This window comes from Actinomadura napierensis, assembly GCF_039529375.1.
GTDB classification, from domain to species: domain Bacteria; phylum Actinomycetota; class Actinomycetes; order Streptosporangiales; family Streptosporangiaceae; genus Spirillospora; species Spirillospora napierensis.
In genome coordinates, this window is the sequence record NZ_BAAAMR010000134.1 from 1 (window position 1) to 23,638 (window position 23,638).

A 23,638-nucleotide genomic window follows, 5' to 3' on the forward strand; every position below is an offset into this window, starting at 1 on the left:
GCGGCGGCACGGCTCGGGTCCGGCGCCGCCGCGCGGCTGCGCGAGGACCCGTGGCGGCTGCTGCGCGTCCCCGGCCTGCGGCCGGCGCAGGCCGACCACTTCGCGCGCGCCCTGCTCGGCCCGGACGCCCGCCCCGAAGACCCGCGCCGCGGCCGCGCGCTCGTCCTGCACGTGCTGACCGAGGCCGCCCGCCGCGGCCACACCGTCACCCCTCTCGCCGACGTCGTGTCCGAGCTGAAACGCGCCCAGGTCGCCGACCCCGACGGCGCCGTCGAGGCGGCCCTGGACGAGGGCGAGGTGCTGCCGCTGACCGAGGAGCCGGAGTTCGACGAGGAGTCGTTCGACGAGGACGCCGAACCGCCGGAGCCGGAGGAGACGCTCGGCGTGGAGCGCTGGGCGCTGGCGGAGGAGGCGGCGGCCGAGGGGTTCCAGCGGCTGGCGCTCACCGCCGCGCCACTGCTGGACGACGCCGCCGTCAAGGAGCTGCGCGCCGGGCTGCCCGAGGACCGCTCGCTGGCGCTCACCGCCGCGCTGCGCACCGGCGTCAGCGTCCTGCGCGGCGCCCCGGACGCCCTCGCCGCCACCGTCGCCGGCATCGCCTCGGCGGCCGCGGCGTCCGGCCTGCGCGCCGCGGTCGCCGCGCGCCTGGAACGCGCCGCCGCCGACCTCGCCGCCGCCCTCCGCGGTGGTGAGCCAGGCCCGGTGGTGGCGAGCCTGCACCGCCTGCTGGAGCCGCAGGACGACGCGTCCGCGGCGCCCGGCACCGTCGTGTACGGGCGGGGCGAGCAGCGGCCGTTCGAGCTGGACGTGCTCGTGGTGACCGAGGCGGCGGCGCTCGACGTCGAGCTGTGCGCGGTGCTGGTCGAGGCGTGCCCCGACGGCGCCCACCTCGTGCTGTGCGCCGAGCCCGGCTCGCCGCCGCCCGCCGGGCCGGGCCGCCCCTTGGACGATCTGGAGGCGTCGGAGACCGTCCCGGTCGTCGCGCTGGACGCCGAGCCGCCGTCCGGTCCCGTCACGGCGCTCACCGAGGCGGTGCGGGGCGGGGAGCTGGTGGCGGTGGACGCGCCGGGACGCGAGGTCGTGATCGTGCCGGCCGCCGACCCGGCGGAGGCGGTGCACCGGGCCGTCCAGCTCGTCACCGACTCGATCCCCCGGGCGCTCGGCATCCCGGTGGAGGACGTCCAGGTCGTCGCGGCGGCGTCGGGCGGCGACGCGGGCGCGCTGGCGCTGAACGCGGCGCTGAAGGCGCGGCTGAACCCCGGCCCCGGCGCGTTCGGCGGGATGGACCCCGGCGACCGGGTGGTCGTGGCGGCGCCGCTCCCCCGCGCCGCGGTCGGCGAGACCGGCGTGGTGACCGGCGGCGGCCCGCACGGCCTGGACGTGGAGTTCCCCGGCGGCGCAGTGACGGTCGCGCCCGCGGACGCGGCCCGGCTGCGGCACGGCTGGGCGGTGCCGGTCGCGCAGGCGCGCGGGACGCGCCGTCCGGCGGTCGTGGCGGTGCTGGTGCCGGAGGGGCTGTCGCGGCCGCTGGTGGCCACCGCGTTCGGGCTGGCGCGCCGGCACCTGTCGGTGGTGCAGGCGGCCGGGCCCGCGCTGGCCAAGGCCGTGCGCGAGTCCGGTGCGCGCGAGCGGCGGACCCGCCTGGCGCGACTGGTGACGCGGTAAAGAAACCGCCGTGTCGCGGTTTACGGTTGGGCCCGTATGGGGCACGATCGGACCAATTGGCGCGCGAGTTGACGTGACCTCCGTGTCCATGTCTCGTTGGACCGGATGTCAACAACAGCATCACCGGCAGGCGGAGGAGCGACATGCCCCAGCGGCTCAGGCGGCTCGGTACGGCTTCGGCCGCGGTCTCGGCGGGCGCCCTGGTCCTGCTGCTGGCCGCGCCCGCGGGCGAGGCGGCGGCGGACACGTGCAAGAAGGGCACCGACCCGGCCAGCACCATCGACAACTGGAAGTGCAACCTCGGCAACCTGCGCAAGGCGCTGACCCCGACGCCCACGCCGACACCGACCCCCACGCCCAAGCCCACGAAGAGCAAGAAGCCCAGCACCCCCAAGAGCAGCGCCCCCAAGAAGACCAAGGCCCCGGTCCGCGGCTCAGGCCCGGCGGCCTCGTCGCCGTCCGGCGGGGGCGCCGGACCGTCCACGATGACCGGCGGGGAGGGCCTCAAGCCCTACGACGGGAAGGCCCCGGCGCCCTCCTCCGGCCTGCCGGGCGTGCTGCCCACCCCGGAGATCGCGGCCGACCCGAACGCCTACCGGAACGCGGCCGGCGTGGCCGCCATGCCGCAGACGCGCCTCATCTCGCCCGTCGCGTCCTCCGAGCACGACAACGGCCAGATGCTGTGGGTCGCCGCCGCCGCGGGCGCCGCGGGCGCCGTGGCCGCCCTCAACATCAGCGTCGCAGGCCGCTCCCTGCGCCGGGCCGCCGCGGCGCGCCGCGGCTGACGCGAACGCGAGAGGCCCCTTCCCCGCGTGGGGAAGGGGCCTCGTTCGCGCGAACCGCGGGGACTACACGTCCGGGGCGCCGATGGAGTGCAGGCCGCCGTCGACGTGGACGATCTCGCCGCTGGTGGCCGGGAACCAGTCCGACAGCAGCGCCACGCAGGCCCGCGCGGTCGGCTCGCTGTCCTTGATGTCCCAGCCGAGCGGGGCCGCCTTCGGCCACAGCTCCGTCATGCCCTCGAAGCCGGGGATGCTCTTGGCCGCCATCGTGGCCAGCGGGCCCGCCGCGACGAGGTTGACGCGGATGCCCTGCGGGCCGAGGTACTTGGCCAGGTAGCGGGCGCACGACTCCAGGCCGGCCTTCGCCACGCCCATCCAGTCGTACACCGGCCACGACTTGGTGGCGTCGAAGTCCAGGCCGACGACCGAGCCGCCGTCCTTCATCAGCGGCAGGCACGCCATCGTCAGCGACTTCAGCGAGTACGTGGAGGCGTGCATGGCCGTCGCCACGTCCTCCCACGGCGTCTCCAGGAAGTTGCCGCCGAGCGCGGTCTGCGGCGCGAAGCCGATCGCGTGCATCACGCCGTCGAGATGGTCGAAGCCGTGCGCGCGCAGGTTGCCCTCAAGGGCGTTCAGCTGCTCGGTGTTCATCACGTCGAGCTCGATGACCGGCGGCGGGTTCTCCGGGCCCGACGGCAGCCGCTTCGCGGTCCGCGCGGTGAGGGTCGGGCGCGGGTAGGCGGTCAGCACCACCTCGGCGCCCTGCTCCTGCGCGACCCGCGCGACGTGGAAGCCGATGGAGGCGTCGGTGAGGACGCCGGTGACCAGGATCCGCTTTCCTTCGAGGATTCCCATGACGTGTCAGTGCCCCATTCCCAGGCCGCCGTCCACCGGGATGACGGCCCCGGTGATGTAGGCGGCGTCCTCGCTCGCCACGAACCGCACCGCCTTGGCGACCTCCTCGGGCCGCGCGATCCGGCCCAGCGGGATCGCCGCGGTGATCCCCTTCTGCTGGTCCTCGGTCAGCACCGCGGTCATGTCGGTGTCGACGAACCCGGGCGCGACCACGTTCACCGTGATGTTCCGCGATCCCAGCTCGCGGGCCAGCGACCGGGCGAACCCGACCAGGCCCGCCTTGGACGCGGCGTAGTTCGCCTGCCCCGGCGACCCGAGCAGGCCCACCACCGACGACACCAGCACGATGCGCCCCGTGCGGGCCCGCATCATGCCCTTCACGCCGCGCTTGGCGACCCGGAACGCGCCGGTCAGGTTCGTGTCGAGCACCGAGGTGAACGACTCCTCGCTCATCACCGCCAGGAGCGTGTCCTTGGTGATGCCGGCGTTGGCGACGAGCACCTCGACCTTGCCCTGCTCCGCCTCGACCTTGGCGAACGCCGCGTCGACGTCCTCGGCGCTGGTCACGTCGCACCGCACGCCGAACAGCCCCTCCGGGGGCTCGCCCGACCGGTAGGTGACGGCGACGGCGTCGCCCGCCGCGGCCAGCTCGCGGGCGATGGCCAGGCCGATGCCCCGGTTCCCCCCGGTCACGAGGACAGAGCGACTCATCACGACCCTCTCGTAGGCTGCTTGTTGGTCCGTCTTCGGGTGCGCGGCTCGCCGTGCGCGCCGATCCGCCCGCGGCCGGGCGCGGGGCCCGGAGCCGTCGTCCCGGGACGACATCGCCTGACCCTAGCGGGACCCCGCGGGGAAGAGGATGTGCCTTCCCGACAAGATCCGTCTCCCCCGCTTTGTTCGCCGCCGCACGGGTGGGGCGGGAGGCGGCCCCCGAGGTAGGTTGCCAAGGGTGCATGACATCGATCCCGCCTTCACCGCGCTGCCGCTGCGCGCGCTGGCCGACGCGGCCCTCGCCCGGGCCAGGGAACTCGGCGCCGAGCACGCCGACTTCCGCCTCGAACGCATCCGCAGCCAGACGCTGCGGCTGCACGACGCCGCCCTGGAGACCGCGCTGGACGCCGACGACCTCGGCCTGTCGGTCCGGGTCGTCAAGGACGGCACCTGGGGGTTCGCCGCCGGCATCGACCTGACCCCCGCCGGCGCCGCCCGCGTCGCCGAGCAGGCCGTCGAGGTCGCCGCCGTCGCCCGCGCCGTCAACCGCGAGCCCATCGAGCTGGCGCCCGAGCCCGCGCACGGCGAGCGCACCTGGGTGTCCGCCTACGAGACCGACCCCTTCGACGTGCCGACCGCCGAGAAGGTCGCGCTGCTGGCCGACTGGAGCCGCGGGCTGCTCGCCGACGCCCGCGTCGACCACGTCGACGCCACCCTGCTGCAGGTCAAGGAGAACAAGTTCTTCGCCGACCTCAACGGGACGGTCACCACCCAGCAGCGCGTCCGGCTGCACCCCGTCCTGGACGCCGTCGGCATCGCCGACGGGGTCTTCGACACGATGCGCACCCTCGCGCCGCCCGCCGGATACGGCTGGGAATGGCTGACCGGCGCGCACTGGGACTGGGACGGGGAGCTCGCCCGCATCCCCGAGCTGCTCGCCGAGAAACTCGCCGCGCCCAGCGTCGAGGCCGGCGCGTACGACGTCGTCGTCGACCCGTCCAACCTGTGGCTGACCATCCACGAGTCGATCGGGCACGCCACCGAGCTGGACCGCGCGCTCGGCTACGAGGCCGCCTACGCCGGCACCTCGTTCGCCACCCCCGACAAGCTCGGGAACCTGCAGTACGGCTCCAAGGTCATGAACATCACCGGCGACCGCACCACCGAGCACGGCCTCGCCACCATCGGCTACGACGACGAGGGCGTCGAGACCCGGTCGTTCGACATCGTCACCGGCGGGCTGTTCACCGGCTACCAGACCGACCGGCGCATCGCCCGGCTGACCGGCGCCGAGCGCTCCAACGGCTGCGCGTTCGCCGACGCCCCGTCCAGCATGCCGATCCAGCGGATGGCGAACGTGTCGCTGCGGCCCGCGCCGGACGGGCCGTCCACCGACGAGCTGATCTCCGGCGTCGACCGCGGCATCTACATCGTCGGCGACAAGAGCTGGTCGATCGACATGCAGCGGTACAACTTCCAGTTCACCGGGCAGCGGTTCTACCGCATCGAGAACGGCCGGCTCGCCGGCCAGCTCCGCGACGTCGCCTACCAGGCCACCACCACCGACTTCTGGAACTCGATGGAGGCCGTCGGCGGCCCGCGGACCTACGTGCTGGGCGGCGCGTTCAACTGCGGCAAGGGCCAGCCGGGGCAGGTCGCGCCGGTCAGCCACGGCTGCCCGTCCGCGCTGTTCCGCGGCGTCAACATCCTCAACACCGTGCAGGAGGCCGGGCAGTGAGCGTGATCAGGCCGCAGGAGGCGGTGGAGCGGGCGCTCGCCCTGTCGCGGGCGGACGACTGCGTCGTCATCGCCGACGAGTCCACCACGGCGAACCTGCGCTGGGCGGGCAACACCCTCACCACCAACGGGGTCACCCGCTCCAGCCGGCTGACCGTGATCGCGCTGCGCCGCACCGGCGACGGCGTCGCCGCCGGAGTGGTGTCGCGGTCCGCGGTCGGCGCCGACGGCATCGAGGACCTGGTGCGCGCCGCCGAGGCCGACGCCGCCGGCAACGAGGCCGCCGAGGACGCCGCGCCGCTGGTCTCCGGAGGGCCCGCCGCGGCCGGCTGGGACGACGCGCCCGCCGAGACCGGGATCGGGGTGTTCGAAGGCGTCGCGCCCGCGCTCGGCGAGGCGTTCGGCGTCGCGCAGGCCGCCGGGAACCGGCTGTACGGGTTCGCCAACCACGTCCTGACCTCGACGTTCCTCGGCACCTCCGCGGGACTGCGGCTGCGCCACGACCAGCCGACCGGCCTGCTGGAACTGAACGCCAAGGGCGCCGGCGGCTCCGCCTGGGCCGGCGCCGGCACCCGCGACTTCACCGACGTGGACGTCCCCGACCTCGCGGCCGGGCTCGCCCGCCGGCTGGACTGGGGCGCCCGCCGCGTCGACCTGCCCGCCGGCCGCTACGAGACGATCCTGCCGCCGTCCGCGGTCGCCGACCTGATGGTCTACCTGTACTGGTCGGCGGGCGCGCAGGACGCCGCCGACGGCCGGACGGTGTTCAGCGCACCCGGCGGCGGCACCCGCGTCGGGGAACGGCTGGCGAGCCTGCCCGTCACCCTGTCCAGCGACCCCGCCGCGCCCGGGATGGAATGCGCGCCGTTCGTCGTCGCGCACGCCTCCAGCCGCGAGGCCTCCGTGTTCGACAACGGCCTCGCACTCGGCGCCACCGACTGGATCTCCGGCGGCACCCTCACCTCACTCGCCCAGACCCGGCACTCCGCCGACCGGACCGGGCTGCCGCTCACCCCGTCCATCGACAACCTGGCGATGACGGGCCCCGACGGCGGCGCGTCCCTGGAGGAGATGATCGCGCGGACCGACCGCGGGCTGCTGCTCACCTGCCTGTGGTACATCCGCGAAGTCGACCCGCAGAGCCTGCTGCTGACCGGCCTCACCCGCGACGGCGTCTACCTCGTCGAGAACGGCGAGGTCGTCGGAGCCGTCAACAACTTCCGGTTCAACGAGAGCCCGGTCGACCTGCTGTCCCGGTTCACCGAAGTCGGCGAGACCGTCCCGACACTGCCGCGCGAATGGTCGGACTACTTCACCCGGGCAGCGATGCCCGCGGTGAGGGTGGGCGACTTCAACATGTCGACGGTGTCCCAGGCGAGTTAGGTGTGGGGGGGCGCCTTGGTGTGGGGGGGCGACCCCCCACACCCCCCGGCTGCGGGGGCGTCCGGCGTTCGGAGCTCCGCTGGCGCTCCGCTCCGAACGCCGGTCACCCCCGGTGGGGGGCCAGCCCCCCACGCCCCCCGGTGGGGGGCACCCCCACACCCCCGCTTGCGCGCGGGCGTGCGGGGCGGGGCTGGTCGGCGTCTTGGGTTCGGGGTGGATCAGGTGTCTTCGAGGCGGAAGCCGACCTTGATCGTTACCTGGTAGTGCGCGACCTCGCCGTCCTCGATCTGGCCCCGCACCTCCTTCACCTCGAACCAGTCGAGGTGGCGCAGGGTCTGGGAGGCGCGCCTGATGCCGTTGCGGACGGCGCTCTCCACCGACTCCGGGGAGGTGCCCACGATCTCCGTCACCCGGTACGTGCGATCCGTCATGTCCGGTCTCCCATCTCTTGACCGTCCTGCTGTCGCCTATCGGACTCCATGGGCTTACCGTGGAATGGTGAAGGTCAATCACCGCCGGGGACCGGAGGTCTACACGGTCACCGACGCTCCCCGCCCGATGTCCGAGGACATCGGCTACCGGCAGCGGCGCTACCTGTGGTCGATGGGAGTGCGGACGGTCTGCTTCGTCGGGGCCGTGGTGAGCGTGGTGCTCGGGGCTCCGGTGTGGCTGGCGGGGCTGCTGGTGGTCGGCGCTCTGGTGCTGCCGTACGTCGCGGTGATCTTCGCGAACGGCGGCCGGGAGCCGACCCCGTCGGCGCACTTCGAGGATCACGAGGGCGCCGAGCAGAAGCGGGTTTCCGGACAGCGACCGGAAATCGGGTCGTGACATTCTCTTGACTAACCGCGGGGGGTTTCGGTGTACGATTTGTACCGGCGCTCTGGTCCCCCGTCGGGGCGCCCGTGCCGGTGTTCCGGGCCCCCGTCGGAACACCGATGATGCGGCGCCGGGTGGGTTGCCCCCGTATCCACCCGGCGCCGCTTTTCATGTCCGGGGGTTCCCGCTCGACCGCCCCGCTGCCTCCTCTTGACCCTCGGCCGGCGGCCTCAGCAAGATCTCCGCGCGTGCGCAAGGCCCGGTGCTGGCCTGCTTCGGCCACGGGCCGAAATCCGGCAGATCCGAACTTTTTCCGTTCCCGTCCGTCCCGATCCAGGCCGTGGTGCGTACTGCACCGTGGGTGAACGCCATCCCCGCGCCAGAGGGGAGGTCCCGTGGACCCGGGCTTTCGGCTGGATGGCCGGTACCGCATGGAGCGACGCCTCGCCCGGCACGGCCGCGCGCAGGTGTGGCGCGGACGCGACGAGCTGCTCGAGCGCCGCGTCGCCGTGACGCTCGTCCCCGTGCCGCGCCACGAGCCGGCGCTGCGCGAGCGGATCGGGGACGCGATACGGGCCGCCGCGCCGGCGCATCCCTGCGCCGTCACCACCTACGACTGCGGCGAAGACGAAGGGCCGGACGGCGACGCGCTGCTGTACGTCGTGACGGAGTTCCTCACCGGCGAGACCCTCGCCGCCCGCCTGGCGCGGGGCCTGCCGACGCCTCAGGAGGCCGTGGCGGTCTGCGCGCGGGTCGCCGGGGTACTGGCGGCGGCCCATGACTGCGGGGCCGTACACGGCGCTTTGACGCCCGCCGAGGTCTTCCTCACCGCCGACCGCGTCAAGCTGCTCGGTCTCGGTCCCGCCGGTGCGATCATCCGCGCCGGCGACGACGTCGGCAGCGCGGAGGACGACGTGCGGGCGCTCGGGCGGCTGATCGCCGAGTGCCTGACCGGAGACCCCGGCGGGCCGGTGGACGGATCGTCCGGTCTCGGCGGGCTGGTGGCGCGCTGCCGGGACGGGGACGACGCCGGTCGTCCGCCGGCGGCGGGGGCGGGGCGGATCCTCGCCTCCTGGGAGCCGCCGCCGGCACGGGGCGAGCGCAACGCCGGGCGGCCCCGTGTCCGGCGGGCAGCGGGCCTCGGTGGGGTCTGCGCGGTGGTGCTGGCCTTGGCCCTTCTGCCGCTGCTGACGACTTTGTCATCGCTGCGGGACGCCCCTGCGGATGTGGCGGTGCCGCTGCCGGGTGGGCCGGCGAGCCGGCCGGCGGCCGTGGAACCGTCCAGCACTGCGGCCCCGGCCGGGGCGGTCCGCGCCGCGGCGGTGAGCGCGCTGGCGCGGATGCGGCGCTCGCTGGACGTCGGCATGGCGGTGGGCGAGGTGCGGCCGGGGTTCGGCACCGAGCTGGCGACCCTGGTGACCGCGCTGCTGGACGAGGTGGACGGCGGCACGCCGGTCGACCTCGGGCGGCGGATCGCGGGGCTGCGCTCGGCGCTGGCCGGCCGGGCGCCCGGGGACGTGGCGCCCGGCCGCGCGGCCGGGCTGAGCTCCCTGCTCGCCGAGGTCCCCGCGTCCTCCTGAAGCCGGTGCCGGCGAAACCCTTGACGGGGCCGGCCGGCGAGACGAACATCACACCCGACCGACTGAGACACATTGATGATCTGTCTCACGCTCCGCGAGGAGGCGAGTCATGGCACGGCGCGCCGCGGCCCGGTGCATCAGCCCGGTGGACGGAGGTCCGCGATGAGCGGGCACGACGACGACGTGCCCGACTGGGCGCCGCGGAACCCGTCGGACTCGGGCGGCTACCAGTTGCCCCGCGACTTCCTCGGCGCCTCGGACCCCGCCGGGCGGGCCCCGCGGCGCGATCGGGCACGGCCGCCCGGGGAACGGGCTTCCGCGCCGTCCCCTTCCCCGCCGCCGCGGCCCGGCGAGCCTGCGCACGCCGCCGGCAAGGGCGGCGGGCACGGGCGGCACGGCGGGGCGCGCTCTCCGCGGCGGCGCACGAGGATCATGCTCGGCCCGCTGGCGGCGGCGGCCGGGCTGGTCGTCCTCTCGGGCTTCGGCGTGTACGCGCTCGCCTCGCCGGGCGGCGACTGCTCGGGCGGTGACGCGGTGACGGTGTCGGTCGCGGCGGCGCCCGACATCGAACCGGCCGTGGCGAAGGCGGCGGGCCGCTTCAACAACGACCGGCACGAGGTCGGCGGCCGGTGCGCGCGCGTGCGGGTCGCGGCCGCCGACCCGGCGGCGGTGGCGACGCTGCTGTCCGGCAAGGGGTCGACCGGCGTGACCGAGCGACCGGACGTGTGGATCCCGGACTCCTCGCTATGGATCAAGCTCGTGCAGGGCGCGGGCCGGCCGGGGAACGGGACGTCGTTCACCGGCCTCGGCGGGATCGCCTCCAGCCCGATCGTGGTGGCGATGCCGAAGACCCTCGCCGGGCAGTTGCGCGACGCGGGCGTGCCGGCCCGGCCGTCCTGGCGGGACCTGCTCGAGGCCGCCGGGACGGCGGACGACGGCGCCGGGTCCCCGGCGGCGGGGGCGGGCGGCGGCGTCCTCCCGCCGCACCTGCTGAGACTTCAGGTGCCCGATCCCGACCGCAGCGCGACTGGCATGGGGACCCTAATGCTCGCCGGTGCGCTGATGGGCGGCTCCCCGGACGGCGAGGCCGTGTTCACCGGAGTGGTGCGGACGATCCGCGAGGGCGTCGCCGCATCGGTGAACGCCGAGTTCACCGCCTTCCGGGGCGGCGCGGAACAGCCCTATCCCGTCGCCCTCGCGCCCGAGCGGGCCGTGTACGCCTACAACGCCGGGCGCCCGGCCGATCCGGCCGTCGCGGTGTATCCCGCGGAGGGCTCGGTGTTCCTCGACTACCCCGTCACCGTCCTGGGGCAGGACCCGGCGAAACTGCGCACCGGCAGGCTGTTCCAGAAGTCGCTCGCCTCGAAGGCGTTCCGCGCTGAGGTGCACGGGCTCGGCCTGCGGACGCCGGACGGCGCCGCACCCGCGTCGTTCACCGCGCGGGCGGGGGTGGACCCGCAGGTCCCGCACGCGCTGGCCGCCCCGCCCGCCGCCACGGTCGCGCAGACCATGCAGGCGTGGGCGCAGCTGTCGTTGAGCATCCGGATGCTCAGCATCATGGACATCTCCGGTTCGATGGCCGAGCCGGTCGCGCCGGGGGTGTCGCGGCTGCAGTCGACGATCCGGACCGCCCAGGGCGGCCTGTCGCTGCTCCCCGACGACAGCGAGCTCGGCCAATGGGAGTTCTCCACCGACCTGCCGGGCGGCCGTGACTGGCGGGAGCTGGTGAGCGTGGGGCCGCTCGGCGAGCGGCTCGGCTCGTCCACCCGCCGGCAGCGGGTGCTGAGCGCCTTCGCGCAGATGCAGGTGAAGAGGCACGGCGACACCGGCCTGTACGACACGATCCTGGCGGCGTTCGACTACATGACCCGCTCCTACAAGCCGGAGTTCGTGAACTCGATCCTGGTCTGGACCGACGGCCGCGACGAGGACCCGGACGGCCCGACCCTGGCCGAGACGCTCGCCGAGCTGCGCCGCACCTACGACCCGGAGCGGCCCGTCCAGATCAACATGCTCGGCTACGGGCCGGACGTCGACGTCCGGGACCTGCGGCGCGTGGCGCACGAGACGCACGGCGAGGTCTACGTCGCCGAGACGCCGCGGCAGATCCAGGGGATCTTCCTCAAGGCCGTCTCCCGGCGCGTCTGCGAACCCGGCTGCTGACCGCACGAGGGCGAACGGAACGCTAGATTCCGTGATCTCGGCGGGCAGCCGGGTCCGGTGTCGGCTCGTATTTCGGCGGTATTTGCTGCTAGAACGAGATTCGAGCTAAGTTAGCGTTCTGATAGTTACGCACCGAAAGGGGCAGAGCGTGCGCCGCACCCTGTTCAACGAGGACCATGAGGCGTTCCGGGAGACGATCCGGGACTTCATCGAGGCCGAGGTCGCTCCGGTCTACGAGGAGTGGGAGCAGGCCGGGCACCCGCCCCGCGACTTCTACAACAAGCTCGGCGAGCTGGGCGTCTTCGGCATCCAGGTGCCCGAGGAGTACGGCGGCGCGGGCGAGACCAGCTTCAAGTACCAGGCGGTGATCTCCGAGGAGTGCGCCCGCGCCGGGGTGAGCTTCGGCGGCTACGGCGTGCACGTCAACCTGGTGCTGCCCTACCTGATGAAGTACGCCTCCGAGGAGCAGAAGAAGCGCTGGCTGCCGCCGTTCATCAGCGGCGACATGATGACGGCCATCGCGATGACCGAGCCGGGCGCCGGCTCCGACCTCGCCGGCATGCAGACCACCGCCAAGCGCGACGGCGACCACTACGTCCTGAACGGCGCCAAGACCTTCATCACCGGCGGCGTCCTCGCCGACCGCGTGCTGGTCGTGGCCCGCACGTCGCCCGCGACGCCGGAGAACCGCCGCGCCGGGCTGTCGATCCTCGTGGTGGACACCAAGAGCGAGGGCTACTCGGTCGGCCGCAAGCTGGAGAAGATCGGGCTGCGCAGCTCCGACACCGCCGAGCTGTCGTTCGTCGACGTGAAGGTGCCCGTCGAGGACCTGCTCGGCGAGGAGGGCGCGGGCTTCAGCTACCTGACCCACAACCTCGCCGAGGAGCGACTCGGCATCGCCACCAGCTCCTACGCCTCCGCGGCCGCCGCCGTCGAGTTCGCGCGCAGGTACGTGCAGGAGCGCACGGTCTTCGGCAAGACCGTCTCCTCGTTCCAGAACACCAAGTTCGTCCTCGCCGAGTGCGCCACCGAGGTGGAGGCGGCCCGGTCCCTGGTCGACCGGTGCATCGAGGCGCTGGACGCCGGCGAGCTGACCCCGGCGGACGCCGCGGTCGCCAAGCTGTTCTGCACCGAGGTGCAGCAGCGCGTCGTGGACAAGTGCCTGCAGCTGCACGGCGGCTACGGCTACATCCTGGAGTACCCGATCGCGCGCCTGTACACCGACGCCCGGGTCACCCGGATCTACGGCGGCACCAGCGAGGTGCTGAAGACCATCATCGCCAAGGACATCCAGGTCTGAGACCCCCGGGTTCGACAGAGGGCAGGGAGCACGACATGACCGACACCAGGGTCGCCATCGTCACCGGTTCCGCGCGGGGCATCGGCGCCGCCACGGCCGTCCGGCTCGCCCGCGAGGGCTTCGCCGTCGCGGTCTGCGACCTCGACGAGGCCGCCTGCGCGGGCACCGTGGAGACCATCGGGAAGAACGGCGGGAAGGCGCTCGCCGTCGGCGTGAACGTCGCCGACTCCGGGCAGGTCGCCGCCGCCGTCGCGCGGATCGCCGCCGAGCTCGGCCCGCCGGTGGTGCTGGTGAACAACGCCGGCATCACCCGCGACAACCTGCTGTTCAAGATGTCCGACGACGACTGGGACTCGGTCCTGTCGGTGCACCTGCGCGGCTCGTTCCTGATGAGCCGCGCCGCGCAGGAGCACATGACGAAGGCCGGCTGGGGCCGCATCGTCAACCTGTCGTCGACGTCGGCGCTCGGCAACCGCGGGCAGGTGAACTACTCGGCGGCCAAGGCGGGCATGCAGGGCTTCACCAAGACCCTGGCGATCGAGCTCGGCAAGTTCGGCGTGACGGCGAACGCGATCGCGCCCGGCTTCATCGAGACCGAGATGACCGCGGCGACCGCCGAGCGGGTCGGCGTCGGCTTCGAGGACTTCAAGAAGGCCGCCGCGCAGCAGATCCCGGTCCGCCGGGTCGGCCGCCCCGAGGACATCGCGGGCGTCGTGGCGTTCCTGGTGAGCGAGGACGCCTCGTTCGTGTCCGGCCAGGTGATCTACGTGGCGGGCGGCCCGAAGGACTGACCGGCGCTTTCCCAGGAGGCCATGGTGACCAGCCCGCGCACGGCGCGCAGGGACGAGCGGCCCCGCGACCGGGACGCGACCGAGGAGTCGCTGCGCGCCGCCGCGATCGCGCTGCTGCGCCGCGGCGGCGTGCTCGCCGGCCTCAACCTGCGGCAGGTCGCCGACGAGGCGGGCGTCAACCGCGGGCTGGTCTACCAGTACTTCGGGTCGCGGCGGGCGCTGCTGCGCTCGGCGCTGTTCCACCGGTCCCGGCCGAACGCCGAGGACGCTGCGGGCGCCGCGGGGCTGCCGCTGCGCAAGCGGCTGTCGCGGCTGTTCTGGACGAGCCTGCGCAACCCGGAGCCGGTCGTGCTGGCCACGCTGCTGGTGCTGGACGGCGACGACCGGCCCCGGGTGCTGCTGAACCGCGGCGAGGGCCGCAGGGACCTGGCCGCCGAGGCGGCGCGGGGCGAACTCCCGGTCGACGACGTGGAGGCCGTGCAGGCGGCGATCGCGTCCACGATCTACGGGTACACGCTGCTGCGCGAGCACCTGGCGCGCGAGATCGACGTCCCGGCGGAGGAGCTGGACGGGCGGATGGCGCGCTGCTTCGAGGCCATGTTCACCCGCCGCCCGCCCGGTGACGACGAACCCGGTCAGTAGGGGCGGGCCACCGCGAGCGCCTCCCGCAGCGCGGCGGGCGCCTGGACGAGCGACGGGCCGTACCAGGTGAGGTACCGGCCGCTGACCAGCGCGACGTCGAGGCCGGGGAACGACTCCGGGCCGTCGTCGGCGGTGAACCGGTACGGCTCGTCGGGCAGCACGACGAGGTCGGCGCCGGAGGCGTTCAGCTCCGCCACCGGGATCTTCGGATACCGCTCGGGATGGCCCGCGTAGACGTTGGCGACGCCGAGGCGGGAGAGCATGTCACCGGTGAAGGTGTCGCGGCCGACGACCATCCACGGGCGCCGCCAGATCGGGACGACGGCGGCGCGCTGCGCGCCGGGCGCCGCGTCCGCCCAGGCGCGCGACGCCTCTTCCAGCCAGGCCGGGATGGGGACGCGGCACGCTTCGGTGAGCATCCGGCGCAGCGATTTCAGTGCCTCGTCCACGGTGCGGATCTCGGTCATCCACACCGGGACGCCGGCGGCGCGCAGCGCCTCCACGTCGGCCGGGCGGTTCTCCTCGGTGTTGCCGAGGACGACGTCGGGCCGCAGCCCGATGATCCGCTCCACGTCCGGGTTCTTCGTCCCGCGCACCCGGGGCACGTCGAGACCGGCCGGATGCGTGCACCAGTCGGTGGCGCCGGCCAGCAGGCCGGGCGCGCTCTCCGCGACGGTCTCGGTCAGCGACGGGACGATGGACACCACCCGGCGCACCCGGTCCGGAACGGGAACGGGAACGCCGGTGTCGTCCAGTGGACTCATACGCTTCTCTGCGCTCAGACGTTTCTCTGTGGGGGGGACGACCCCCCTCACCCCCTGGTTCGCTGCGCTCAGACATTGCGGCGGTACTGGCCGCCGACCTCGAAGAACGCGTCGGTGATCTGCTGGAGGCTGCACACGCGCGCCGCGTCCATCAGCACCGCGAACACGTTCCCTCCCGTCCTCGCCGCCTCCTGCAGCGCGGCCAGCGCGGTCTCGGCCTCCGTGCCGTGCGCGGACTGGAAGGAGCGGACCCGCCGCAGCTGGGAGCGCTTCTCGTCCTCGGTGGCGCGGGCCAGCTCGATCGTGTCGGGCGTGCCGTCGCCGGCGTCCGGGAGGCGGAAGGTGTTGACGCCGACGATCGGCAGCGACCCGTCGTGCTTGCGCTGCTCGTACAGCATCGACTCGTCCTGGATGCGGCCGCGCTGGTAGCCGGTCTCCATCGCCCCGAGGACGCCGCCGCGCTCGCTGATCCGGTCGAACTCGGACAGCACGGCCTCCTCGACCAGGTCGGTCAGCTCGTCGATGATGAACGAGCCCTGCAGCGGGTTCTCGTTCATCGCCAGACCCCACTCGCGGTTGATGATGAGCTGGATCGCGAGCGCCCGCCGCACCGACTCCGCGGTGGGCGTGGTGACGGCCTCGTCATAGGCGTTGGTGTGCAGGCTGTTGCAGTTGTCGTAAATGGCGATGAGCGCCTGGAGTGTCGTGCGGATGTCGTTGAAGTGCATCTCCTGCGCGTGCAGGGAACGGCCGGACGTCTGCACGTGGTACTTCAGCTTCTGGCTGCGCTCGTTGGCGCCGTAGCGGTCCCGCATGGCGACGGCCCAGATGCGGCGGGCGACGCGTCCGAGCACGTTGTACTCGGGGTCCATGCCGTTGGAGAAGAAGAACGACAGGTTGGGCGCGAAGTCGTCGATGTCCATGCCGCGCGCCAGGTACGACTCGACGTAGGTGAACCCGTTGGCGAGCGTGAACGCGAGCTGGCTGATGGGGTTCGCTCCGGCCTCGGCGATGTGGTAGCCGGAGATGGACACCGAGTAGAAGTTGCGGACCTTGTTGGCGATGAACCATTCCTGGATGTCGCCCATCATCCGCAGCGAGAACTCGGTGGAGAAGATGCAGGTGTTCTGGCCCTGGTCCTCCTTGAGGATGTCGGCCTGCACGGTGCCGCGCACCGTGGACAGCACCCGCGCCCGGATCTCCGCGGCCTCCTCGGCGGACGGCTCGCGCCCGTTCTCCTCGCGGAACGCGTCGATGCCCTGGTCGATCGCGGAGTTGAGGAAGAACGCCAGGATCGTCGGGGCGGGCCCGTTGATCGTCATCGACACCGACGTGGTCGGCGAGGACAGGTCGAACCCGTCGTAGAGCGCCTTCATGTCATCGAGGGTCGCGATCGAGACACCGGACGTGCCGACCTTGCCGTACACGTCGGGACGCTCGTCGGGGTCGCGGCCGTACAGGGTGACCGAGTCGAACGCGGTGGACAGGCGGGTGGCGGGCTGGCCCTCCGACAGCAGCTTGAAGCGGCGGTTGGTGCGGAACGGGTCGCCCTCCCCCGCGAACATGCGGGCCGGGTCCTCGTTGTCGCGCTTGAACGGGAAGACGCCCGCAGTGAACGGGAATCGGCCGGGCAGGTTCTCGGCGCGCAGGAAGCGCAGCAGTTCGCCGTGGTCGGTGTAGCGGGGCAGCGCGACGCGCGGGATGCGGCTGCCCGACAGCGACTCGCGGGTCAGCTTGGTCCGCAGCTCCCTGTCGCGGATCCTCACGACCTGCTCGTCGCCGGAGTAGGACTCGACGACGGCCGGCCAGCCCTCGATCAGCTCCGCGTTCTCCGGGGCGACGTCGCGGCGCGCCTTCTCCAGCAGCCCTTCGACCTCGGACGCGTCGGTCAGCTCGGCGCGGACCTCGTCGAGGCGCTGCACCCGCCGCACCGCCTCGGCCTGCGCGGCCGTGTCGGCGTGGTAGCCGCGGACGGTCTCGGCGATATCGGACAGGTACCGCACGCGCCCTGGCGGGATGACCGTCGCTGCACCCGTGGAGACCTTCGTGTCGACGTGCGGTAGCGCGCCGTCCTCCAGGCTCAAGCCGTGCTCGGCGAGCATGGGGCCGAGGTGCTGGTAGAGGGCGGTGACGCCGTCGTCGTTGAACGTCGCGGCGCTGGTGCCGAACACCGGCATGTCCTCGGGCCGCTGCCCGAAGGCCTCCCGGTTGCGGACCAGCTGCCGGGACACGTCGCGGCGGGCGTCCTCGGCGCCGCGGCGCTCGAACTTGTTGATCGCCACGACGTCCGCGAAGTCGAGCATGTCGATCTTCTCGAGCTGGGACGCGGCGCCGAACTCCGGCGTCATCACGTACAGCGAGACGTCCACCAGCGGGACGATCGCGGCGTCGCCCTGCCCGATGCCGGGCGTCTCCAGGACGACCAGGTCGTATCCGGCGGCCTTGACCGCGGTGAGCATGTCCTCGATGTTCTCGGGCAGCTCGCGGGCGCCGCGGGTGGCGAGCGAGCGGAAGAAGACGCGGTCGCCGTCCAGGGAGTTCATCCGGATGCGGTCGCCGAGCAGCGCGCCGCCGCCCCGGCGCCGCGTCGGGTCGACGGCCAGCACCGCGACGCGCAGCCGGTCGCCCTGGTCGACGCGCAGCCGGCGGACCAGCTCGTCGGTGAGCGACGACTTGCCGGAGCCGCCCGTCCCGGTGATGCCGAGGACCGGGACGCGCCGCCCGGACGCGGCGTCGGCGAGCGCGGCCCGGTCGGCGTCGGCCAGCTTCCCGGCCTGCAGGCAGGTGATCGTCCGGGCGAGGGCGCGCCGGTCGCCGGCGACCACGGCATCCGCGGGGACGGGTTCGTCCGCCAGGTCGACGTCGCAGTCGCGGACCAGCTCGTTGATCATCCCGGGGAGGCCGAGCCGCTGCCCGTCCTCCGGGGAGAAGATCCGCACCCCGGCGTCCGCGAGCCGCGCGATCTCCTCGTGCACGATCACGCCGCCACCGCCGCCGAACACCCGTACCTGCTCGGCGCCGGCCTCCTTGAGGCTGCGCGACAGGTACTCGAAGTACTCGACGTGGCCGCCCTGGTAGGAGCTGATCGCGACGCCCTGGGCGTCCTCCTCCAGCACGGCGTCGACGACCTCGCGGACGGACCGGTCGTGCCCGAGGTGCACCACCTCGGCCCCCTGCGACTGCAGGATCCGCCGCATGATGTTGATGGCCGCGTCGTGCCCGTCGAACAGCGCCGCGGCCGTCACGAAGCGCACCGGGTGCACCGGCTTGTGGAGCGGTCCGGTCACGTCCCCCACCTCAACCCTTGGACATCCAATATTTGGAAGTTAAAATAGTTTCCGTGCGCGACCAGGTCAAGACCGCATACGGTGGGGCGGTGCCCGACACCCCCGATCCCATCGCCGAGGCCCACCGCCAGTGGAGCGTCCGCTGGCCCGAGCACGCCGACCACATGGCCGCCGTCACCTCGGTGATGCGGGCGCAGCAGCTGCTGCTGAGCCGGATCGAGGCCGTGCTGAAACCGCACGGGCTGACCTTCGCCGCCTACGAGGCGCTCCGGCTGCTCGCCTTCACCCGCACCGGCACCCTGCCGATGGGCAAGATGGGCACCCGGCTCATGGTGCACCCCGCGTCCGTCACCAACGTCATCGGCCGCCTGGAGCGGCGCGGGCTCGTCGGCCGCGCCCCCTCCCCCGACGACCGCCGCGTCGTGCTGGCCACGATCACCCCCGCCGGGCGCGACCTGGCGGAGGAGGCCACCGCCGCGCTGAACGAGGCCGGATTCGGGATCGCCGCGCTGCCCGCCGAGCGCGCCGCCGAGATCACCGCGGCGCTGCGCGCCGTCCGGGTCTCGGTCGGCGAGCTCGCCGAAGGCTAGCGTCCGGGCCGGCGCGCAGGGGCGGCAGAGGGGCGCCGGCGATCTTTGCCGCCGCTTTCCGTGTCGCGGCACCGCGCGGCCCGCCGCCCGGGTGATGATCGCCCCGTTCACCCTGTGGAGGCGCCTTGCCCGGAGTAGCCGCACACGTCCTGTCCATGGCGGCGGTCACCGCCGCGCTGACCGCCGCGCCGCAAGCGGCCCGGCCCGCGGCCGCGCCCGGCGAGGCCAGGACGCCGCGTCCCGGGCAGGCCTACGCGGGCATGGGCGCCCTCGGCCGCTCCGCGCGTCCGGTGAACACCACGAAGGTCCCCGAGGGCCATATCGGCGGGATGGACGTCAGCAGTTGGCAGCCCGGCGTGGACTGGGCGGCCGCGACGGCGCGCGGTGCTCGCTTCTCCATCGCCAAGGCCACCGAGGGCATCGCCTACAAGAACCCGTACTACGCCGCGCAGTCCCGCGGCGCCGCCGACGCCGGAATGGTGCACGGCGCCTACCATTTCGCGCTGCCGAACGTGTCCGGCGGGGCCGCCCAGGCCGACTACTTCATCGCCAACGGCGGCGGCTGGACGTCCGACGGCCGCACCCTCCCCGGCGCGCTCGACGTCGAGAACAACCCGTACCGCAACGGCCTCGACATCTGCTACGGCCTGTCCCCCGCCGCCATGGTCGCCTGGATCGGCGCGTTCACCGGCCGCTACGAGGCCCGCACCGGGCGCCGCCCGCTGATCTACACCAACTACTCCTGGTGGCGGCAGTGCACGAAGAACGACAAGCGCAGCGCCGCCAACCCGCTGTGGACGGCGCGCTGGCGCTCCCCGACGCCCGCCCCCTTCCCGGGCGGATGGAAGTCCGCCGCGGTCTGGCAGTACGACGACGCGGGGCTGTTCGCCGGCGACCAGGACGCCTTCCCCGGCGACGGGGACGCCCTGCGCGCCTTCGCCGCCGGCCCCGAAACCTGACCCCGCCCTTGTCCGGCCCGTTCGCGCGGTGACACCGTGGGGAACGATCACCGGTACCGGCATCGAGGGGCGGACATGGCCGACGAAACGGTCTTCACCTACGGCGCGCCGCAACTGAAGTTCGGCACGGGCGCGGCCGACGAGATCGGCTACGACCTGGCGCAGCACGGCGCCCGGCGGGTGCTCGTCGTGACGGACCCGGGCGTCGCCGCGACGGGCGGCCCGCAGCGGGTCGCCGGCGCGATGAAGGCGTACGGGATCGAGGCGTCGGTGTTCGACGGCGTCCGCGTCGAGCCGACGGACGCCAGCATGCGCGAGGCGGTCGAACACGCGCGGGGCACCGGGCCGTACGACGCCTACGTCGCGGTCGGCGGCGGCTCCAGCATCGACACCGCGAAGGCGGTGAACCTGCTCACCACCAACGACGGCGACCTCGCCGAGTACCTGAACCCGCCGGTGGGCGCGGGACGGGCGCCGGAGCGGCCGCTGCTGCCGCTGGTCGCCGTCCCCACCACGACGGGCACCGGGGCGGAGAGCACGACGGTGTGCGTCCTGGACGTCCTGGACCTGCGCGTCAAGACGGGCATCAGCCATCCGCGGATGCGCCCGGCGCTGGCCGTCGTCGACCCCGACCTGATGGTGACGCAGCCGGCCGAGGTGACCGCGTCGGCCGGGATGGACATCGTCTGCCACGCGCTGGAGAGCTACACCGCCAAGCCGTACGACGCGTACGAGCGCAAGCGGCCCGAGCAGCGCGTCCCGTACTGCGGCGCGAACCCGGTGTCGGACATGTGGTCCGAGAGGGCCCTCGGCCTGATCGCCCGGTCGTTCCGCGCGGCCGTCCGGGACGGGGAGGACCGGCGGGCCCGCGCCGACATGGCGCTGGCCGCGACGTTCGCGGGGCTCGGGTTCGGCAACGCGGGCGTGCACATCCCGCACGCCAACGCCTACCCGATAGCCGGGCGGGTCAAGGAGTTCCGTCCCGCCGGGTATCCGGGCGGGGAGCCGATGGTGCCGCACGGGATGTCGGTGTCGCTCACCGCGCCGGAGGCGTTCCGGTTCACCTTCCAGGCCCGGCCGGAGCGGCACGTCCGCGCGGCCGAGCTTCTCGACCCGGGCTTGGACCGCCCGGACGACCCGGCCGAGCACCTGCCGCGGGCGCTGCTGAGCCTGATGCGCGACATCGGCATCCCGGACGGGATCGGCGGCGTCGGCTACGGCGAGGCCGACGTCCCCGGCCTGGTCGAGGGGACGATGAGGCAGCAGCGGCTGCTGGTGGCGTCGCCGCGCCCGGTCACCGAGGACGACGTCGCGGGGATCTTCCGGCGGTCGCTGCGCCTGTGGTGACGCCGGACGGACGGGCCGGCCGGCGGGCCGGACCGGCGGGAACGATCCAATATGCTGCGGCTCGCATCCGTTTTGTCGCAAGGAGGCGGTAATGGCGGATTCGCCGACGATGACGTACGGCGGGTACCTGCGGCTCGACCGGCTGCTGTCCTGTCAGGAGCCGAAGACCGAGGCCCACGACGAGCTGCTGTTCGTGATCATCCATCAGGTCTACGAGCTGTGGTTCAAGCAGATCCTGCACGAGGCGGCGCTGCTGCAGCGCCGGCTGGAGGCGGGCGGCAGCGCGGGCGCGCTGCGGACCGCGCGCCGGATCGCCAAGATCCTCAAGACGGTGGTCGGGCAGCTGGACGTGCTGGAGACGATGACGCCCCGGCAGTTCGCCGCGTTCCGGGACGAGCTCGGCACCTCCAGCGGGTTCCAGAGCGACCAGTTCCGCGAGATCGAGGCGGTCCTCGGGCGGCGCGGGTTCCCCGCGTCGGTGCTGCGCGGCGACGAGCGGCTGCGCGCCGCGGTGTCGCGGCCGTCCATGTTCGACTCGCTGCTGCGCTACCTCGCCGCGCAGGGCCACCCGGTGCCGCGCGAGGCGCTCGAGCGCGACACCGCGCAGCCGTGGGAGCCGGACCCCGCCGTGCAGAAGATGCTGCTGGCGGTCTACGCCGACGAGAACGGGCCCGCCGCCGAGGTGTGCGAGGCGCTCGTCGACGTCGACGAGGGCGTGCAGGAGTGGCGGTACCGGCACCTGAAGATGGTCGAGCGGACGATCGGCGCCAAGCTCGGCACCGGCGGGTCCGCCGGCGCCGACTACCTGCGCTCCACCCTGTTCGCGCCCGCGTTCCCCGACCTGTGGGAGGTCCGCTCGCAGACCGAGCAGCCCATCACCGGACAGGAGCCCGTCCATGGCGCCTGACCGGGGAGGCGAGCGCGTCGCGATCGTCGGCGCCGGACTGGCGGGATGCCTGCTGGCAGTGCTGCTCGGCCGCCGCGGCACCGAGGTGACCGTCTACGAGCGGCGGCCCGACCCCCGGATCGCGGGGGCCGAGCGGGGCCGCTCGATCAACCTGGCGATCTCCGCCCGGGGCCTGGCGGCGCTGGAGCAGGTGGGGCTGCGCGACCGGTCCCTCAAGCAGGCGCTGCCGATGCACGGCCGGATGGTGCACCCGCGGGGCAAGGAGCAGAACTTCCAGCCCTACAGCGCCGACGGCGCGCGCGCCATCAACTCGATCAGCCGGGCGCAGCTCAACGAGTCGCTGCTGGACACCGCCGAGGCCACGCCCGGCGTGACGCTGCGCTTCTCCCAGCGCGTCACCGGCGTGGACGTCCAGGCGGGCGCGCTGCTGCTGGAGGACGGCGGCACCGAGCCCGCGGACGTCGTGCTGGCCGGGGACGGCGCCTACAGCCTCGTGCGCCGGTCCCTCGACCTCAACGAGGACGCCGACTTCCTGGAGCACGGGTACAAGGAGCTGACCGTCCCGCCGCGCGGCGGCGACTTCGCGCTGGACCCGGACGCGCTGCACATCTGGCCGCGCGGCACGTCCATGATGATCGCGCTGCCGAACCTGGACCGCTCGTTCACCTGCACGCTGTTCTGGCCGAAGTCCGACCTCGCGGCGCTCGACACCGCCGGGAAGGTCACCGCGTACTTCGCCGAGCACTACCCGGACGTCGCGGGCCTGATCCCGGACCTGGTCGAGGACTACGCGCGCAACCCGGTGGGGTCGCTGGTGACCGTCCGGTGCCGGCCGTGGACGCGGCGGGGCGACGGCGCGATCGTCGCGCTGCTCGGGGACGCCGCGCACGCGATCGTCCCGTTCTTCGGGCAGGGCGCCAACTGCGCGTTCGAGGACTGCATCGAGATCGACCGGTGCCTCACCGAGACCGGCGGCGACTGGGCCCGCGCGCTGGCGCTCTACGAGGAGCGCCGCAAGCCGAACACCGACGCGATCGCCGAGATGGCGCTGGACAACTTCATCGAGATGCGCGACCGCGTGTCGTCCCCCGTCTACCGGGCGAAGCAGGCGGCGACGCATGCGCTGGAACGGCGCCTCGCCGGACGCTACGTGTCGCGGTACGAGCTGGTGTCGTTCTCCACGATGCCGTACGCGCGGATCCCGGCTCGTATCCGGCGGCAGAACCTGGCGCTCACGGGTGCGGCGTCAGCAGTTCTCGCGGGCCTGGCCCTGGTCCTGCGCGTCGCGCTGCGTAAGCGCCGCTGACCGGGCGCGGCGGGCGGCGGCCAGGTCGGCGACGGCCGCCGCCCGCGCCACGA

General features: G+C 73.6%; 20 protein-coding genes. 15 read left to right on the forward strand and 5 right to left on the reverse strand.

Translation table 11 applies throughout. The annotated features are described in order from the left end of the window. Both ABD296_RS42915 and ABD296_RS42920 read left to right on the forward strand, forming a co-directional pair. Nucleotides 1-1,665, forward strand: a 1,665-nt coding sequence (locus tag ABD296_RS42915) for a helix-hairpin-helix domain-containing protein (RefSeq protein WP_344281941.1), incomplete at its 5' end; no start/stop codon positions are given. Nucleotides 1,666-1,808: 143 nt separating this feature from the next. Beyond that, nucleotides 1,809-2,450: a hypothetical protein gene (locus ABD296_RS42920; protein ID WP_344281944.1), complete on the forward strand. Its 642-nt coding sequence runs from the start codon at nt 1,809-1,811 to the stop codon at nt 2,448-2,450. Between the two features lie 63 nt (nt 2,451-2,513). Here the strand turns inward: ABD296_RS42920 and fabI are convergent, their stop codons facing one another. Both fabI and ABD296_RS42930 read right to left on the reverse strand, forming a co-directional pair. After that, nucleotides 2,514-3,302, reverse strand: coding sequence for an enoyl-ACP reductase FabI (gene fabI, locus ABD296_RS42925; protein ID WP_344281947.1), 789 nt, complete (start codon nt 3,300-3,302; stop codon nt 2,514-2,516). A gap of 6 nt (nt 3,303-3,308) precedes the next feature. Beyond that, nucleotides 3,309-4,013, reverse strand: a complete 705-nt coding sequence (locus ABD296_RS42930; protein WP_173093449.1) for a beta-ketoacyl-ACP reductase — start codon at nt 4,011-4,013, stop codon at nt 3,309-3,311. Between the two features lie 238 nt (nt 4,014-4,251). Here ABD296_RS42930 and ABD296_RS42935 point away from each other — a divergent pair, with 238 nt between their 5' ends. Together ABD296_RS42935 and ABD296_RS42940 are read left to right on the forward strand one after the other, a co-directional pair. Next, nucleotides 4,252-5,751: a TldD/PmbA family protein gene (locus tag ABD296_RS42935; protein WP_344281952.1), complete on the forward strand. Its 1,500-nt coding sequence runs from the start codon at nt 4,252-4,254 to the stop codon at nt 5,749-5,751. A gap of 5 nt (nt 5,752-5,756) precedes the next feature. Next, nucleotides 5,757-7,133, forward strand: coding sequence for a metallopeptidase TldD-related protein (locus ABD296_RS42940; protein WP_344281997.1), 1,377 nt, complete (start codon nt 5,757-5,759; stop codon nt 7,131-7,133). Nucleotides 7,134-7,351: 218 nt separating this feature from the next. Here the strand turns inward: ABD296_RS42940 and ABD296_RS42945 are convergent, their stop codons facing one another. Next, a complete protein-coding gene (locus tag ABD296_RS42945) occupies nt 7,352-7,564 on the reverse strand; it encodes a dodecin (RefSeq protein ID WP_344281955.1) in 213 nt (70 codons plus the stop codon). A gap of 64 nt (nt 7,565-7,628) precedes the next feature. On the opposite strand from ABD296_RS42945, the gene ABD296_RS42950 reads away from it, so the two are divergent. The 6 genes from ABD296_RS42950 to ABD296_RS42975 all read left to right on the forward strand — a co-directional run bounded on the left by ABD296_RS42950 (nt 7,629) and on the right by ABD296_RS42975 (nt 14,425). Further along, a complete protein-coding gene (locus ABD296_RS42950) occupies nt 7,629-7,961 on the forward strand; it encodes a DUF3099 domain-containing protein (protein ID WP_344281958.1) in 333 nt (110 codons plus the stop codon). A gap of 383 nt (nt 7,962-8,344) precedes the next feature. After that, nucleotides 8,345-9,529, forward strand: coding sequence for a hypothetical protein (locus ABD296_RS42955; protein WP_344281961.1), 1,185 nt, complete (start codon nt 8,345-8,347; stop codon nt 9,527-9,529). A gap of 162 nt (nt 9,530-9,691) precedes the next feature. Further along, nucleotides 9,692-11,692 carry a substrate-binding domain-containing protein gene (locus ABD296_RS42960; protein WP_344281964.1) on the forward strand — a complete coding sequence of 667 codons (2,001 nt, stop codon included), beginning with the start codon at nt 9,692-9,694 and terminating at the stop codon, nt 11,690-11,692. Between the two features lie 148 nt (nt 11,693-11,840). Next, complete coding sequence (locus tag ABD296_RS42965) at nt 11,841-12,992, forward strand: acyl-CoA dehydrogenase family protein (RefSeq protein ID WP_344281967.1); 1,152 nt, start codon at nt 11,841-11,843, stop codon at nt 12,990-12,992. A gap of 35 nt (nt 12,993-13,027) precedes the next feature. Beyond that, nucleotides 13,028-13,783, forward strand: a complete 756-nt coding sequence (gene fabG, locus ABD296_RS42970; RefSeq protein ID WP_344281970.1) for a 3-oxoacyl-ACP reductase FabG — start codon at nt 13,028-13,030, stop codon at nt 13,781-13,783. Between the two features lie 21 nt (nt 13,784-13,804). Further along, nucleotides 13,805-14,425, forward strand: coding sequence for a TetR/AcrR family transcriptional regulator (locus ABD296_RS42975; RefSeq protein ID WP_344281973.1), 621 nt, complete (start codon nt 13,805-13,807; stop codon nt 14,423-14,425). Here the strand turns inward: ABD296_RS42975 and ABD296_RS42980 are convergent. Then, entirely contained in the window at nt 14,419-15,189 is a 771-nt protein-coding gene (locus ABD296_RS42980) for a helical backbone metal receptor (protein ID WP_344281976.1), read from the reverse strand. The genes ABD296_RS42975 and ABD296_RS42980 overlap by 7 nt on opposite strands. 68 nt (nt 15,190-15,257) lie before the next feature. Next, complete coding sequence (gene icmF, locus ABD296_RS42985) at nt 15,258-18,476, reverse strand: fused isobutyryl-CoA mutase/GTPase IcmF (protein ID WP_344281979.1); 3,219 nt, start codon at nt 18,474-18,476, stop codon at nt 15,258-15,260. Nucleotides 18,477-18,529: 53 nt separating this feature from the next. Here icmF and ABD296_RS42990 point away from each other — a divergent pair, with 53 nt between their 5' ends. From ABD296_RS42990 to ABD296_RS43010, 5 genes are all read left to right on the forward strand, one after another. After that, complete coding sequence (locus ABD296_RS42990) at nt 18,530-19,066, forward strand: MarR family winged helix-turn-helix transcriptional regulator (protein WP_344281982.1); 537 nt, start codon at nt 18,530-18,532, stop codon at nt 19,064-19,066. A 125-nt stretch (nt 19,067-19,191) separates the two neighbouring features. Then, on the forward strand, nt 19,192-20,025 hold the full coding sequence (locus tag ABD296_RS42995; protein WP_344281985.1) for a GH25 family lysozyme: 834 nt from the start codon (nt 19,192-19,194) through the stop codon (nt 20,023-20,025). Nucleotides 20,026-20,100: 75 nt separating this feature from the next. Further along, nucleotides 20,101-21,372 (forward strand): hydroxyacid-oxoacid transhydrogenase, encoded by a 1,272-nt coding sequence (locus tag ABD296_RS43000; protein ID WP_344281988.1) that lies wholly within the window; start codon nt 20,101-20,103, stop codon nt 21,370-21,372. Nucleotides 21,373-21,463: 91 nt separating this feature from the next. Then, nucleotides 21,464-22,279: a tryptophan 2,3-dioxygenase gene (locus ABD296_RS43005; protein ID WP_344281991.1), complete on the forward strand. Its 816-nt coding sequence runs from the start codon at nt 21,464-21,466 to the stop codon at nt 22,277-22,279. Then, nucleotides 22,269-23,585 carry an FAD-dependent oxidoreductase gene (locus tag ABD296_RS43010; protein ID WP_344281994.1) on the forward strand — a complete coding sequence of 439 codons (1,317 nt, stop codon included), beginning with the start codon at nt 22,269-22,271 and terminating at the stop codon, nt 23,583-23,585. Before ABD296_RS43005 ends, ABD296_RS43010 begins: the two co-directional genes overlap by 11 nt. Nucleotides 23,586-23,638: the final 53 nt, after the last annotated feature.